This is a genomic window from Campylobacter sp. CFSAN093226, from assembly GCF_012897595.1.
Taxonomy (GTDB): Bacteria; Campylobacterota; Campylobacteria; order Campylobacterales; family Campylobacteraceae; genus Campylobacter_D; species Campylobacter_D jejuni.
The window spans coordinates 410,388-424,466 of the sequence record NZ_CP040608.1; the positions used below are offsets into that span (position 1 = coordinate 410,388).

Here is a 14,079-nt window from a genome sequence, read left to right on the forward strand (position 1 = left end):
TTCTTGAAAAGAGTTGTAGTTACAGGTATTGGTATGATCAATGCCCTTGGTTTAGATAAAGAAAGTTCATTTAAAGCAATTTGCAATGGAGAAAGCGGAGTAAATAAAATTACTCTTTTTGATGCTACGGACTTTCCTGTTCAAATTGCAGCTGAAGTTAAAAATTTTGATCCATTAGAGGTTGTTGATGGCAAAGAAGTAAAAAAAATTGACCGTTTCATACAACTTGGAATTAAAGCAGCAAGAGAAGCAATGCAGGATGCTGGATTTAGTGAAGAATTAGATAAAGAAGAATTTGGCATTGTTTCGGCTTCTGGTATTGGAGGTTTGCCTAACATAGAAAAAAATTCCATTATTTGTTCCGAGCGAGGTCCGCGTAAAATTTCCCCTTTTTTCATACCTTCAGCACTTGTAAATATGTTAGGAGGTTTGATTTCTATAGAGCATGGACTTAAAGGGCCAAATATTTCTTGTGTTACAGCTTGTGCAGCAGGAACTCATGCTATAGGAGAAGCTTATAAAAGTATAGCTTTGGGAAATGCTAAAAAGATGTTAGTCATAGGTGCAGAAGCTGCGATTTGTCCTGTGGGTATAGGTGGTTTTGCTTCAATGAAAGCTTTATCAACTAGAAATGAAGATCCACAGCATGCTTCAAGACCATTTGACAAAGAAAGAGATGGTTTTGTCATGGGAGAAGGTGCTGGAGCTTTAGTTTTTGAGGAATATGAAGAGGCTAAAAAACGCGGTGCTACGATTTATGCTGAATTAATTGGATTTGGAGAAAGTGCAGATGCGCATCATATTACTTCACCAACTTTAGATGGGCCTTTAAGGGCTATGAAAAAAGCTTTAAATATGGCAGGGAATCCAAAGGTAGATTATATCAATGCACATGGAACTTCAACCCCTGTAAATGACAAAAATGAAACAGCAGCAATTAAAGAGCTTTTTGGCAATAATATCCCGCTTATAAGTTCCACCAAAGGACAAACAGGTCATTGCTTGGGTGCTGCAGGTGCAATTGAAGCAGTTGTTAGTGTTATGGTTTTAAGAGATGGGGTAGTTCCACCTACAATCAATCAGCTTGTAAAAGATGATGAATGTGATCTTGATTATATTCCAAATATATCAAGAAAAGTAGATTTAAAAGTGGTGATGAGTAATTCTTTTGGTTTTGGTGGCACAAATGGCTGTGTTGTATTTAAAAAAGTAGATTAATATGGCTTCTTATTTAGATTTTGAAAAAAATATTCAGCAAATTGACGAGGACATTATCAATGCTCAGATTAAAGGAGATACTGAAGCTGTATCAATTTTAAAGAAAAATCTTGAAAAAGAAATTTCTAAAACTTATAAGAATTTAAGTGATTTTCAGCGTTTGCAATTAGCGCGTCATCCAGATCGCCCTTATGCTCTTGACTATATTGAACTTATTTTAAATGACGCTCACGAAATACATGGTGATCGTGCCTTTAGAGATGATCCTGCTATTGTTTGTTTTATGGGTTATTTAGGAGAGAAAAAAATAATTGTAATTGGTGAGCAAAAAGGACGTGGAACAAAAGATAAAATCGCTAGAAATTTTGGGATGCCACATCCTGAAGGATATCGCAAAGCCTTAAGAGTAGCAGGACTTGCAGAGAAATTTCAAATTCCTATTTTATTTTTGATAGATACTCCAGGTGCTTATCCTGGAATAGGTGCTGAAGAAAGAGGACAAAGTGAAGCTATCGCTAGAAATTTATATGAATTAAGTGATTTGAAAATACCGACCATTGCTATAGTTATCGGAGAAGGCGGTAGTGGCGGGGCGTTAGCTATAGGGGTTGCAGATAAACTTGCAATGATGAAAAATTCTGTTTTTTCAGTAATTTCTCCTGAAGGTTGCGCTGCAATACTTTGGAATGATCCTGCAAAAAGTGAAGCTGCAACCAAAGCTATGAAAGTAACAGCTGATGATTTAAAATCTCAAGGTTTAATTGATGATGTGATAGACGAACCTACAAATGGTGCACATCGCAATAAAGAAGCTGCAGCAGTAGCTATTGCTGATTATGTAAAAAAATCCCTAAATGAACTTGAAAATATTGATGTACGAGAACTTTCTGCAAATCGTATGCAGAAAATTTTAAAGCTTGGAGCCTATCAAGAGGCTTAGGCTTTTACTTCGCTTTTTTAAATAATTTTATTATTTATAATTGTTATCAAAATTAAGTTAATTAAAAGTATTCTTTTTTTATACTCCAAAAATGATTTTAAATATCAAAATAATTTTTTTTAAAGGAATTAATTTGACTCAAATCAAAAATATGAAATTTAAAAAAAGTTTACTGTGTTTTTTAATTTTATCTGGAGCTTTGTTAAAAGCAGAAGAAACATATCAACTTAATGATGTTGTGGTTAGCGCTAGTGGTTTTGAACAAGATTTGGTTGATGCGCCTGCTAGTATTTCTATCATTACAAAAGAAGAGCTTGAAAAAAAGCCAATTAAGGATATAGGGGAGGCTATAGGAGATATTCCAGGTGTAGATGTGACTATGGATAAAACAGGCACTTATGATTTTAGCATACGAGGTTTTGGTAGTTCTTATACTCTAGTTTTAATTGATGGAAAACGTCAAAGTGTTGCAAATGGGTTTTATACTAATGTTTTTAAAGGCAGTGAGTCAGGATATCTGCCGCCTTTATCTATGATAGAGCGTATCGAGGTTATACGTGGTCCAGCTTCTACACTTTATGGCAGTGATGCTGTAGGCGGTGTGATAAATATTATCACCAAGAAAAATCCTGATAAAATCGAAGCAAATATAGAATTTAATACTCTTTTGCAACAGCACTCTAATCACTATGGCAATGCGGGCGTTTTAATGCTTATGTAGCAACTCCTTTGATTGAAGATACATTATCAATTTCTGCAAGGTTGAAGTATTATGATAAGGCAGCTTCTGATTTAAAATGGCCTACACCGGTTTGGAATAATAACAATCAAAAACCTGATAATTACCAACAAAGACCTGATAATTACCAAATTGCTATTCATAGTCCAGGTGCTTTTACTAGCTTAGGTTTTGGTTCTAGGCTTAATTGGACAGTAGATGATAAAAATAATATATATTTTGATATAGAGCGATATATTAATGAAATTTCAGTGAATTCTATAAGTAGTAGGGCTATTAAAAGTGAAAAACAACTTTTTAAGGATAATATTGTTTTAAATCATGATGGTAACTATGATTTTGATTCAACTAACTCATATTTACAATATGGTAGCACTAAGGATAAGGAATTACATAGTCAAATTTGGGTAGGAGAAGGTAAGGTTGTTTTACCTTGGAATTTAGGTCAATACGGTAATTTAGTAAATACCTTTGGTGCAAGGATTGATTATGAGATGTTAAAAAATGATCAAGCAAGCGCAGGTAGTTAAATAAGAGGTAAAAATCTTGATCAAACCATGGTTGCGCTTTATGGGGAAAATGAGTATTTTATAACCGATGATTTGATTTTTACTACAGGTTTGCGTTATATTTATAGCAATTTGTTTGATTCTGAATTTACCCCTAGGATTTATTTGGTTTATCACTTAAATGATAATATAGCCTTTAAAGGAGGTGTTTCAAAAGGCTATAAAACTCCTTCTGCCAAGCAGTTGACAAATGGATATTATAATTATGCCAATGGCAATGCTCTTTTTGGAAACCCTGACTTAAAACCAGAAGAAAGTATAAATTATGAATTGGGTGCTGATTTTAGGGTATTTGATTTTGCACATTATTCTATCACAGGATTTATTACTGATTTTACAAATCAAATCAGTAGTGAATATTTAACAGGTATGCAAAATGGTATTAATTGTAGCAATGGCACTGTTTGTAAGCGTCCTATTAATCTTGGAAAAACACAGACTAAAGGTATAGAATTTGCATTTAATACCAAAACTTACAATGGTTTTAGCCTAAATTCAAGTTATACTTTTATGGATAATCGCTATAAAGATAGTCAAAAAAATTGGTTTGGTGGTGATAGAATAGAAAATTTACCAAGGCATATAGCAATGTTAAAATTAAACTATGAGCGAGGTAAATTTAATTCCTATATAAAAACACGAGCAAGACTCGATACTATAGCTAAAGCAAGAGTTGGTGGTAATGGTAGTTTGCCATGGCAAAAATATAAGCCTTTTTATATAGTAGATTTAGGGATAAATTATAAAATCAATAAGCAATCTAGCTTAAGTTTTGCAGTGCAAAATCTTTTTGATAAAAATTTCTTTGATCCGCAAGTTACAAGATGGGATGGGGCTAATCCTGCTGGATATGCAAATCGCTATCAAGATTATACAGAAGGAAGAAGTTTTTGGTTAAGTTATAAATATGATTTTTAATTTTTTAAGGCTTTAATCACCTTTATATTTTCAAAAAAGCAAAAATAAAGTACAATGTGAAAAATAAATAAAAGGTTTTATTATGGCGTTTAAAAATTTAAAAGAACTTTCTTTTGAAAAATCAAATTATATTAAGCCTAAGAGATTTGCTTATGAAAGTAATGGTAGGCTTTGCACTTGGGATTTTATAGAATCTAAAGATAGTGTTTCAGTGCTTTTGTATCATAAAGAATTAGAAAGTTTTATTTTTGTACGCCAATTTCGTATACCACTTTGGTATCATCAAATGCATGATAAAGATTATGTAAAAGATGATGATATGGGCTATACTATAGAGCTTTGTTCTGGGCTTGTGGATAAAAAATTATCTTTAGAGGAAATAGCAAAAGAAGAATGTATAGAAGAACTAGGATATGCTCCTAAAAATTTAGAAAAAATAGGAGATTTTTATACAGGGTTTGGTTCAGGTGTAAGCAAGCAAAGCTTTTATTTCGTAGAAGTTGATGAAAAAGATAAAATTTCTTCTGGAGGTGGAGTTGATGATGAAGAGATTGAAGCTGTTTATGTTAAGGTGCAGGATTTTGAAAAAAAATGTAAAAATATGATAAGAACGCCTTTGCTTGATTTTGCTTATATGTGGTTTTTAAAGGAAAAGTGGGGAAAATTAAAGATTATTTAGGTTAAACCTTAAAAAGGTTCAACCTAGGATTTTAATGATCTGACTCATCAAGCATTTCTTTAAATACATTGAAAAGATCAAGCGATGCATTTTCAGCAACTTCGCATTTATTAATTATGCTGTGTTGAGTAATATCTTTGCTAATATCTTCTGTATTTGCTATTGTTATAGCATTATTCATATTTTCATGAACTTTTTCATGTGGCTCGTTAATTTTTAAGAAGCTTTTATTTTGCCCAAATCTTTCTTTTCCTGTGCTAGCAAGCCATTTTCCTAAGCGACAAGATGTATGATCGGCTAATTGCTTTCCTGATTTGGAAAAAATTTCTTTATAACCATTTAATTTAAAAGCTATATGATCTAGTTTTGCTAAAGATACGAAAGCTTCTGAAGCGATACCAACTGCATTTGAATTAGTAGAATGCGCTTCATTTACTAAGTGAGTAAATTTTTCGGAAAAACTCATAATATGAGCATTAGAATCTATAGAAATTTTTTCAACTTGCTCACTTTGAGTATACATTTCATTTGCATTTTGCTTTAGAAGGTTGATGTTCATTTCAACTTCTGTGGTTGCTTTTTGTGTTTTTTCAGCTAGTTTTCTTACTTCATCGGCAACAACAGCAAAACCACGCCCATGTTCACCTGCGCGTGCAGCTTCTATGGCAGCGTTAAGAGCTAAAAGATTGGTTTGATCGGAAACATCTTTAATTAGATTAATTACATTAGTAATTTCATCTACACTTCTATGCAATGTTCCTGCAACATCTCTTGTTTTATTGGCTGATTCTGTAATATTTCCCAAAGAGGCATTGATAGAATTAGCAATATGGTTAAGTTCATCCATTTCAGCAAGAGAAGTTTTAGAATAGCTAGAGATAACTTCTGCCTTATTTACATTTTCTAACATATCGCCTTGAATAATAGTAATATTTTTTAAAACCCCAGTTAATAAAACATTTAAAAGATCTGTTTTAAGTTTAGACTCTAAAGCCGCTTGTTCTAATGATGTAATTTTATTTTTTAATTCTAAATTTTCCGATTGAAATTTTTCAATTTTATGTGTAAGATTTTTATTTTCTTCTTCAAGTTTTTGAAGATCAGAATGGTTTATTTTACTTCCAAACATTGTTTTGCCTTATTTTTTATAATTTGCTAGATATTGGCTAAGTTCATCTTTTACATGAAGCTTTTCTTTTTTTAAAGTTGAAATTTCCATGCTGCTAAGAGAAGTTCTACCTTCTTCTGCATCTTTAATCATGTCATCAAGTTCATTATGACGATCAAATAGTTTATCAAAATGAGCATCTTTACCTTTTAGCTCTGACATTAATTCTCTATATTCATGTAGCATAAACTCTCCTTGTATTAGTGAAATTTAAAATTCATTTAATAAGGTATTTTACACTATTAAAAGATATTTTTAGCTTAAAAAATAATAAAATTAATAATAATTTTTAAATGTGTGTTATATAAGTGATTTGTTAAAGTTTATTTTTAAATTGGAAATTTTAAAATTGAGGAATAAATCCTCAAAATTATTTAGAATTTTGTTTTTTTAGAGTTCTTAGAGTAGAAGCTGCAATTCTCATTTTTCTCGTGGTGCCATCTTCTAAAGTTACACGAACTGTTCTGAGATTAGGTAAAAAGCGTCTTTTTGTTTTATTGTTAGCATGGCTGACATTATTACCCACCATTGGACCCTTGCCTGTGATTTGACATACTCTTGCCATTTTTTTGTCCTTATGAAAATTTTTAAATGGAGATTTTATCAAAATTAAGCTTAAAATATTCCATAATTTATAGTTTTTTTAATATATAAGTCGATAAAATATTATTTATCACATTTATATATAGTTTAAGGTTTTGATCATGTATGTAGCTCCAAGTTTATTGTCTGCAAATTTTTTGAAATTAGAAGAAGAAGTTAAAGCTATTGAAGCTGCAGGTGCGGATCTTTTACACATTGATGTAATGGATGGACACTTTGTTCCAAATTTGACTTTCGGACCTTGCGTGATCGAAAAAATTTCAACTATTAGTAAGTTGCCATTAGATGTGCATTTAATGGTTAAAGATGTAAGTAAATTTGTAGATCTTTTTATCTCTTTAAAACCGAAATTTATCTCTTTTCATATGGAAAGCGAAGTTCATCCTATAAGGCTTTGTGAATATATAAGAAGTCAAGGAATCCATCCTGCTATTGTTTTAAATCCACATACTCCTATTGATTCTATTAAACACATGCTAGAATTTGTAGATATGGTGCTTTTAATGAGTGTTAATCCTGGATTTGGTGGGCAAAAATTTTTACCTTTGATACATGAAAAAATCAAAGAATTGCGCCAAATGATTGATAAAAAAAATGCTAAAGTTTTTATAGAGGTTGATGGTGGTGTTAATGGTTTAAATGCTAGTGATTTAGAAGAATCTGGAGCTGATATTTTGGTGGCTGGAAGTTATATTTTTTCTTCCAATGATTATAAAACTGCAATTTCATCTTTAAAGCTTGAATTTTGAGTTTACAGCAAATTGATCAGATTATTTCTATATTAAATAAGCAAAGCAAGCCTTATGATTGGGTGATGCAAGAGTTTGCCAAAGTTGAAGAATTAAAAAATTTTGATTTAGATTTAGAAACTTTTGAGCTTTTGGGGTTAGGTTTAACTTTAAATAAAGATAATATTTTTACTCTTAAAACACGCACAACAAAAATTAAAGATGAAATTTTTTGCATAGTGGATATAGAAAGTACTGGTGGGGTGAGCAAGGGGGAAATTTTAGAAATTGGAGCGGTAAAAATTCAAAATTCTAAAGAAATTGGACGCTTTCAAAGTTTTGTTAAAGTAAAAGAAATTCCAAAAAATATAACTGAACTTACGGGTATTACTTATGAGATGGTGGAAAATGCTTCAAGTTTAGCAAAGGTTTTAAGTGATTTTAGGCTTTTTTTAAAAGACAGTATTTTTGTAGCGCATAATGTGCGTTTTGATTATAGTTTTATTTCTAAGGCTTTAAATGAGTGTGGTTTTGGCATTTTGCTTAATCGTCGTATTTGCACTATAGAATTTGCACAATGTTGTATAGAAAGTCCAAAATATAAACTAGAGGTTTTGAAAGAATTTCTTGGCGTGGAAAATATGCATCATAGAGCCTTAGATGATGCTTTGGCAGCTGCTGAAATTTTTAAATATTGCCTTGGAAAACTTCCTTATCATATAAAAACTACAGAAGAACTTATAAATTTTACAAAAACTGCACGTATAAAGCAAAAATAAATATTTAAAGTGTATAATTAAAACATAAATGACGGGAGCTTGTGTAACAGGCTGAGAGTAAGCTAAAAGCTTAGACCGAACCGGATCTGGATAATACCAGCGTCGGGAAGATTTATAAATTTCAATACTTTAAAAATTTATACTCACCCTTCATTTATCCAAATTTTTTAAAGGATAAATTTATGAAAACTCAAATGAATTATGCCAAAGAAGGTATTTTTACTAAAGAAATGCAGATTGTTGCGCAAAAAGAAAATTTAAGTAAAGATTTTTTGCTTGAAAATATTGCTTGCGGTAAAATTATTATCCCTGCAAATATTAATCATAAAAGTCTTGATCCAAATGGTATAGGTTTTGGACTGCGTACTAAGGTTAATGTAAATTTAGGAGTTTCAAATGATTGCGTTGATTATAGCGAGGAAATGAAAAAAGTAGAGCTTGCTCATAAATTTGGCATAGAAGCGATTATGGACTTAAGCAATTATGGCAAAACAAGTCGTTTTAGAGACGAGCTTGTTAATGTTTCAAAAGCTATGATAGGAACAGTTCCTGTATATGATGCGGTAGGATTTTTAGAAAAAGATTTAAAGCAAATTAATGCCAAAGACTTTTTAGATGTTGTATATCATCATGCTAAAAGTGGGGTTGATTTTATGACAATTCATGCAGGTATTAATTCTCGCGCAGCGCATATTTTTAAACAAAGTAAAAGACTTACAAATATAGTTTCAAGAGGAGGCTCTGTACTTTATGCTTGGATGATGATGAAAGATGCTGAAAATCCTTTTTTTGAGTATTATGATGATTTGCTTGACATTTGTTTAAAATATGATGTAACTTTATCTTTGGGCGATGCTTTGCGTCCTGGCTCTACTCACGATGCAAGTGATGGGGCACAAATTTCAGAACTTATAGAATTATCACTCCTTACTCAAAGGGCTTGGGATGTTGGGATTCAAGTAATGATAGAAGGTCCAGGGCATATGGCTATTAATGAAATAGAGGCAAATATGCAATTAGAAAAGCGTTTATGCAAAGGAGCGCCTTTTTATGTCTTAGGACCTTTGGTAACAGATATTGGCGCAGGGTATGATCATATTAGTGGTGCTATTGGAGGAGCTGTGGCTGCAGCTAGCGGTGCTGATATGCTGTGTTATGTAACACCTGCTGAACACTTAAGACTTCCAAATTTAGAAGATGTTAGAGAGGGTATAGTTGCGACTAAAATTGCAGCTCATGCGGGAGATATAGCTAAACTTCCAAAAGAAAGAGCAAGAGATGATGAGATGAGTAAGGCTAGACAAGAGATAGATTGGGAGAAAATGTTTAAACTTGCTATTGATGGAGAAAAGGCTAAAAAAATGTTTAATGAGCGTCGCCCTGATGATTTAAACTCATGTTCCATGTGTGGAAAAATGTGTGCAATGAATACTATGAATCAAATTTTAAAAGGCGAAGATGTGAGTTTAGCTTGAATAAACTTTGAGAGTAAGATCTATAGAGATACCTTGCTCTCCTGCTTTAAGATTAAGTGGATAATCAAGCTTGATTAAATTATTATAGTTTTTTAGAGCATCAATAAAATCATAAAGTCTTCTAGGATTATTCATTGTCGCTTTAATGGCTAAGCGGTTTTTTAGATATTTTTCTTGTTTTTCGGGCTTAGTTTCTTGAATTTTTACATTTTGAAAATATTTTTGTAAAAAAATATTAAAATTTCCTATATTAAAATTTTGCTCAAATTGCTCTAAACTTTTGTTGTTTTCGCTTCTTAGAGTTGATATTTTATCTTCGCTAAAGTCAAATTTTGATTTAGCAGCTTTTAAGATAGCAAGTTGTGAATTTTCTCTAAGATTTGCTTGTTTGTAATTTTTTAATGTCGGTAAAAGTAAAAATAAGATCAAGGCTGTGCAAACGCTTATAAAACTTAACGCGCAAATGATAAGCTTTAATAAATCAATTTCTTCTAGGCTTTTATCTTTCATCTGCAACTCCTGGAATTTGTTTGCTAATACTAACAAAACGATACCACCCATTATCTAAGCGATAATAGGTTGTGTAGCTTTGATCAAAGATGCTTTTTAAAGGGGTTTCTAAAAGTAGAGTAAACATTTCTCTTGTAGGAGTGACTCCGATAAGTTTTAAGGAATATTCGTCTTGTTCAACACTTTCAAGAGTAATATTATCAGTTTTTACAATAATATCAAATAGATTTCTTAAGCTTTCTTTAACAATTTGATTTTGAGTGTTAAAATTTTTCGCTATTTGGCTTTGATCAAATAAAATTTCATAAAGCATTTCATTTTGCTTAGTTTGATTTTGAAGCACTATAACTTGTTGTTTTTCATCATCGATAGAGCTATTGATTAATGCAATTTTTATTGTATATGTAAAATATACTAGTAAGATAAATAATATACTAAAACCAAAAAGTCCTAGCCAAATTTTATCAAAGAGTGTGAAAATAGGTTTTTTTCTTGGCTGTATAAAGCTATAAGTCATTTAACCTCCTTTCGCATCAATTCTATCATAAGATCTAAGGTGTTGATTTGTTTCGTTTTTATCTCTAAAAAAGTTTCACTTTCTAAAAAATCAATAGCATTTATGTTAATATCTGATTCGCTATATAATAAAATACCATTGATAAATACCCCAGCATATTTATCATCATTATAAAATTTTTCAATGCTCGTAATAATATAACGGCAAAGTTCCATATCATTGCTAAATTGATTTAATTCATCAAGATTAAAATTATCATTATTATCCAAAGTTTCAAGATTATTTTCTTGATCAAGTAGATCAAATTTATTATTTAAGGCTTCATTGAAGTTATCTAAGGTAACTTCAGTATCATCGTTGTTGTTTTCAATTTCTTGATTATCTTCTGATGGAAGTTCAAGCTCTAAACCTAATTCTTGCTCAAATATTTTAAAATCACCGTATAAAATAGTATTGCCTTTAGCAACAATAATTGCCAAAAGATATCCTTGCTTAAATCCATAAAGTAAAATTTGATCATCAGGCTGTTTTTCTTTTTGCATATTGTAGTAAAGAAGAGCAAAAGGGGAATATAAAAAATCTAAACCTCTATATTCTTCAAAAAGCTCGCTATAATATTCTACATGTTCGGTAGCCGTATAAACAAGGGCATTATTAAGCAAAATATGCTGTAAGCTGATTTTTCCTATATTAAAGTGCTCACAATCTTGAATATTTGTACTAGGTATTAATCCTTGTTCTTTGGCGTCTAAAAATAAAGCAGTGTGGTAAAATAAGAAATGCTTGCTTAAATTTTTTATGTACTCTAATAAATTTTCACTTTTATCAAAAGTTTTTTCATTGCTACTGATTAGTTTATTTCCTCTATAAATAGAAGCTTTTACAATATTTTTTTTATCTTCTAAAATAATACTAATAAAAAGTTGTGGAAATATTTTTTTAAGTAAAAATAACATTTCATTCCTTAAATTGATCAGCTAAGCTAATTTTATCAAATTGTTTCATTAGAAATTCTTTAGCTTTTTCTTTATCTAAAGATAAAATATCCAAAGGTTCACTTAGACTATAAGTAATCTTACTAAAAGGTTTTGGCAAGATCATCTTATCCCAACTTTTAAATTTCCAAAAACGATTTGCTTCATAGTTTAAAATTCTTATCTTTAGTTCTTTTTTTTGAGCCAAAATGATAGAACCATCTGAAATACTATGATAAGGCCCTCGTGGACCATCGGGCGTGATAACTATATCGTCATTTTGTTCTAAAACTTTAAATGCAGCTCTAAGTGCACTGCTAGCACCCCTTGAAGTGCTTCCTCTTACAGTATCAAGACCGAAAAGCTTGATGATTTTTGCAATTTGCTCTCCATCTTTATGGTGGGAGATCATGACATAGGCTTTTTTATTTTTTTGTCTATAATGTCTAAACGCAAAAGGCATGAGTGCTAATTTTCCATGCCAAAAAAGTATCACACCAGCTTTACGGTCAACTTTTTCACCTTTATAGTGCTTTTTACAGCTTAAAAAAATAAGCCATTGTAAGATGAAAATTATATATGTTAAGCAATGGATTTTAAACGATTTCCCCATATAAAACCATACGCTTTGCATTAGTTATTTTTACTTCTTTAAATTGCCCTAAAAGTTCTTCGCTACCTTCAACTTGAACTAAAAAGTTATTATCTGTTCTTCCAGCAATGCTATTGCCTGCTCTTAATTCTTCAAATAAAACTTTAAAAGTTTTATTTTCTTGTTTTTTTACAATTTTATCTAAAATTTCACTATGACGATTTTGTAAGGTGCTAAGTCTTCTTGAAGCTATTTCTTCATCGATTTGATTAGGCATGGTTGCGGCTTTTGTTAAAGGGCGTTTGGAGTATTTAAAAGAAAAAATTTGTTCAAAACGCACTTTTTCCAAAACATCTACAGTCTCTTCAAAATCTTTTTCACTTTCCCCTGGAAAAGCTACAATAATGTCTGTAGAAATGCTAACATTTGGACAAAGTTCTCTAAGTTTTAAAGCTCTATTTAAATACCATTCTTTAGTATAGCCACGCTTCATAGCTTTTAAAATTTCACTTGAGCCGCTTTGTAAAGGCATATGCATGGATTTGCAAACTTTTGGATTATTGGCAAAAACTTCTAAAAATTTATCATCCATGTGCAAAGGATGTGGACTTGTAAAGCGAATGCGTTCCAAACCTTCTATAGTGCTAAGTTCTTCTAAAAGATCTGAAAAGTCCATTTTTTTATGTTCGTTTCTAAATCTTTTGCCATAGTTATTGACATTTTGTCCTAGCAAGAAAATCTCTTTAGCGCCTTTTTCAATAGCTTTTTGAGCTTCTTTGTAGATGATGTTAAAAGGTATGGAAATTTCATCTCCTCTAGTATGTGGCACTATACAATAAGTGCAGTGTTTATCACAACCTATGGAGATATTAATATAGGATTTATAAATACTATTTCTAAAATCTGCAAAAGCAAATTCACTTTCATCATAGTCTATATCCACGCCCATAAATTTTGGAGTTTTTATAGCTTGAGTGATTTTGGAAATATTTCTTGCCCCTAGAACAAAATCCACATAAGGAGCACGTTTGAAAATTTCATTTCCCAAATGTGATGCAGTGCATCCACAAACTCCTATTTTAGCACCTTCTTTTTTAACTTTTTCAAAGCCACCCACTTCTGAGAAAAGTTTATGCACAGGTTTTTCACGCACTGAACAGGTATTAATAAGAATAAGATCTGCTTCTTTGATATCTTCTGTTAGTGCGTAATTTTCTTTTTGTGTTAATTCTGCGATCATATGCTCAGAATCTCTGACATTCATCGCACAACCTAAAGTTTGGATAAAAAGTTTTTTAGCACTCAAAGAATATGTACCTCATACATAAAATCATTATCATCAAGTCCGTATTTTACGGTTCTATGATAAATGCTTACTCCTTTTTTTTCAAAATGATTTACAAGGGCAATGAGTTGTTTGTGTGTATTATCTTTATCAAAATAAAAAAACTTTTGTCCTTCTTTTTCTATAGCCTCTTCGATTTTTTCTAGGCTAATATTTTTAGGTTTTTCATTAATCAAAGTTCTTGCCAATTTTAATTCCATAGCTAAATCCTTAAGAATTTTCATTTTAATCTATAATTTTAGCAAATTTTACTTTTAATTAAACTTATTAAGGATATAATTTTTATCTACATTATTTAAATTTCCCACAAAAAAGGTTTTATAAA

General features: G+C 31.0%; 15 protein-coding genes, 1 pseudogene and 1 riboswitch. Of the genes and pseudogenes, 7 read left to right on the forward strand and 9 right to left on the reverse strand.

The window, feature by feature from the left end; genetic code table 11:
* Nucleotides 1-3 precede the first annotated feature (3 nt).
* From FBF02_RS02160 to FBF02_RS02185, 4 genes and pseudogenes are all read left to right on the forward strand, one after another.
* A complete protein-coding gene (locus FBF02_RS02160; protein ID WP_002858574.1) occupies nucleotides 4-1,218 on the forward strand; it encodes a beta-ketoacyl-ACP synthase II in 1,215 nt (404 codons plus the stop codon).
* A 1-nt stretch (nucleotide 1,219) separates the two neighbouring features.
* Nucleotides 1,220-2,158 carry an acetyl-CoA carboxylase carboxyl transferase subunit alpha gene (gene accA / locus FBF02_RS02165; protein ID WP_002858530.1) on the forward strand — a complete coding sequence of 313 codons (939 nt, stop codon included), beginning with the start codon at nucleotides 1,220-1,222 and terminating at the stop codon, nucleotides 2,156-2,158.
* A 142-nt stretch (nucleotides 2,159-2,300) separates the two neighbouring features.
* Nucleotides 2,301-4,384 (forward strand): annotated as a pseudogene (locus FBF02_RS09040) (TonB-dependent receptor).
* A gap of 82 nt (nucleotides 4,385-4,466) precedes the next feature.
* Nucleotides 4,467-5,063 (forward strand): NUDIX domain-containing protein, encoded by a 597-nt coding sequence (locus FBF02_RS02185; protein ID WP_002855131.1) that lies wholly within the window; start codon nucleotides 4,467-4,469, stop codon nucleotides 5,061-5,063.
* 31 nt (nucleotides 5,064-5,094) lie between these two features.
* Here the strand turns inward: FBF02_RS02185 and FBF02_RS02190 are convergent, their stop codons facing one another.
* The 3 genes from FBF02_RS02190 to rpmB all read right to left on the reverse strand — a co-directional run bounded on the left by FBF02_RS02190 (nucleotide 5,095) and on the right by rpmB (nucleotide 6,796).
* Nucleotides 5,095-6,192, reverse strand: a complete 1,098-nt coding sequence (locus FBF02_RS02190) for a methyl-accepting chemotaxis protein (RefSeq protein ID WP_002858516.1) — start codon at nucleotides 6,190-6,192, stop codon at nucleotides 5,095-5,097.
* Between the two features lie 9 nt (nucleotides 6,193-6,201).
* The gene (locus FBF02_RS02195; protein WP_002855201.1) at nucleotides 6,202-6,417 is read right to left on the reverse strand and encodes a YdcH family protein; all 216 of its coding nucleotides are present in this window, start codon (nucleotides 6,415-6,417) and stop codon (nucleotides 6,202-6,204) included.
* A 184-nt stretch (nucleotides 6,418-6,601) separates the two neighbouring features.
* Nucleotides 6,602-6,796 (reverse strand): 50S ribosomal protein L28, encoded by a 195-nt coding sequence (rpmB, locus tag FBF02_RS02200; protein ID WP_002854974.1) that lies wholly within the window; start codon nucleotides 6,794-6,796, stop codon nucleotides 6,602-6,604.
* Between the two features lie 139 nt (nucleotides 6,797-6,935).
* Between rpmB and rpe the strand changes: the two genes are divergently transcribed.
* The 3 genes from rpe (at nucleotide 6,936) to thiC (ending at nucleotide 9,816) form a co-directional block, all read left to right on the forward strand.
* Entirely contained in the window at nucleotides 6,936-7,583 is a 648-nt protein-coding gene (gene rpe, locus FBF02_RS02205) for a ribulose-phosphate 3-epimerase (protein WP_002858571.1), read from the forward strand.
* Nucleotides 7,580-8,341 carry a 3'-5' exonuclease gene (locus FBF02_RS02210; protein ID WP_002858535.1) on the forward strand — a complete coding sequence of 254 codons (762 nt, stop codon included), beginning with the start codon at nucleotides 7,580-7,582 and terminating at the stop codon, nucleotides 8,339-8,341. Before rpe ends, FBF02_RS02210 begins: the two co-directional genes overlap by 4 nt.
* Nucleotides 8,342-8,362: 21 nt before the next feature.
* Nucleotides 8,363-8,467, forward strand: a riboswitch (TPP riboswitch).
* A 56-nt stretch (nucleotides 8,468-8,523) separates the two neighbouring features.
* Entirely contained in the window at nucleotides 8,524-9,816 is a 1,293-nt protein-coding gene (thiC, locus tag FBF02_RS02215; protein ID WP_002858621.1) for a phosphomethylpyrimidine synthase ThiC, read from the forward strand.
* Here the strand turns inward: thiC and FBF02_RS02220 are convergent.
* The 6 genes from FBF02_RS02220 to FBF02_RS02245 are packed head-to-tail and all read right to left on the reverse strand — an operon-like array spanning nucleotide 9,808 to nucleotide 13,954.
* Nucleotides 9,808-10,326, reverse strand: coding sequence for a hypothetical protein (locus FBF02_RS02220; RefSeq protein WP_002858493.1), 519 nt, complete (start codon nucleotides 10,324-10,326; stop codon nucleotides 9,808-9,810). The genes thiC and FBF02_RS02220 overlap by 9 nt on opposite strands.
* Complete coding sequence (locus tag FBF02_RS02225; protein WP_002858498.1) at nucleotides 10,316-10,843, reverse strand: hypothetical protein; 528 nt, start codon at nucleotides 10,841-10,843, stop codon at nucleotides 10,316-10,318. Before FBF02_RS02225 ends, FBF02_RS02220 begins: the two co-directional genes overlap by 11 nt.
* Nucleotides 10,840-11,799, reverse strand: a complete 960-nt coding sequence (locus FBF02_RS02230; RefSeq protein WP_002858619.1) for a hypothetical protein — start codon at nucleotides 11,797-11,799, stop codon at nucleotides 10,840-10,842. Before FBF02_RS02230 ends, FBF02_RS02225 begins: the two co-directional genes overlap by 4 nt.
* A 1-nt stretch (nucleotide 11,800) precedes the next feature.
* Nucleotides 11,801-12,430 (reverse strand): lysophospholipid acyltransferase family protein, encoded by a 630-nt coding sequence (locus FBF02_RS02235; protein WP_002867614.1) that lies wholly within the window; start codon nucleotides 12,428-12,430, stop codon nucleotides 11,801-11,803.
* A complete protein-coding gene (gene miaB / locus FBF02_RS02240; protein WP_002858634.1) occupies nucleotides 12,414-13,715 on the reverse strand; it encodes a tRNA (N6-isopentenyl adenosine(37)-C2)-methylthiotransferase MiaB in 1,302 nt (433 codons plus the stop codon). The genes FBF02_RS02235 and miaB overlap by 17 nt, the downstream gene beginning before the upstream one ends.
* The gene (locus FBF02_RS02245; RefSeq protein ID WP_002851103.1) at nucleotides 13,712-13,954 is read right to left on the reverse strand and encodes an HP0268 family nuclease; all 243 of its coding nucleotides are present in this window, start codon (nucleotides 13,952-13,954) and stop codon (nucleotides 13,712-13,714) included. Before FBF02_RS02245 ends, miaB begins: the two co-directional genes overlap by 4 nt.
* Between the last annotated feature and the right edge of the window lie 125 nt (nucleotides 13,955-14,079).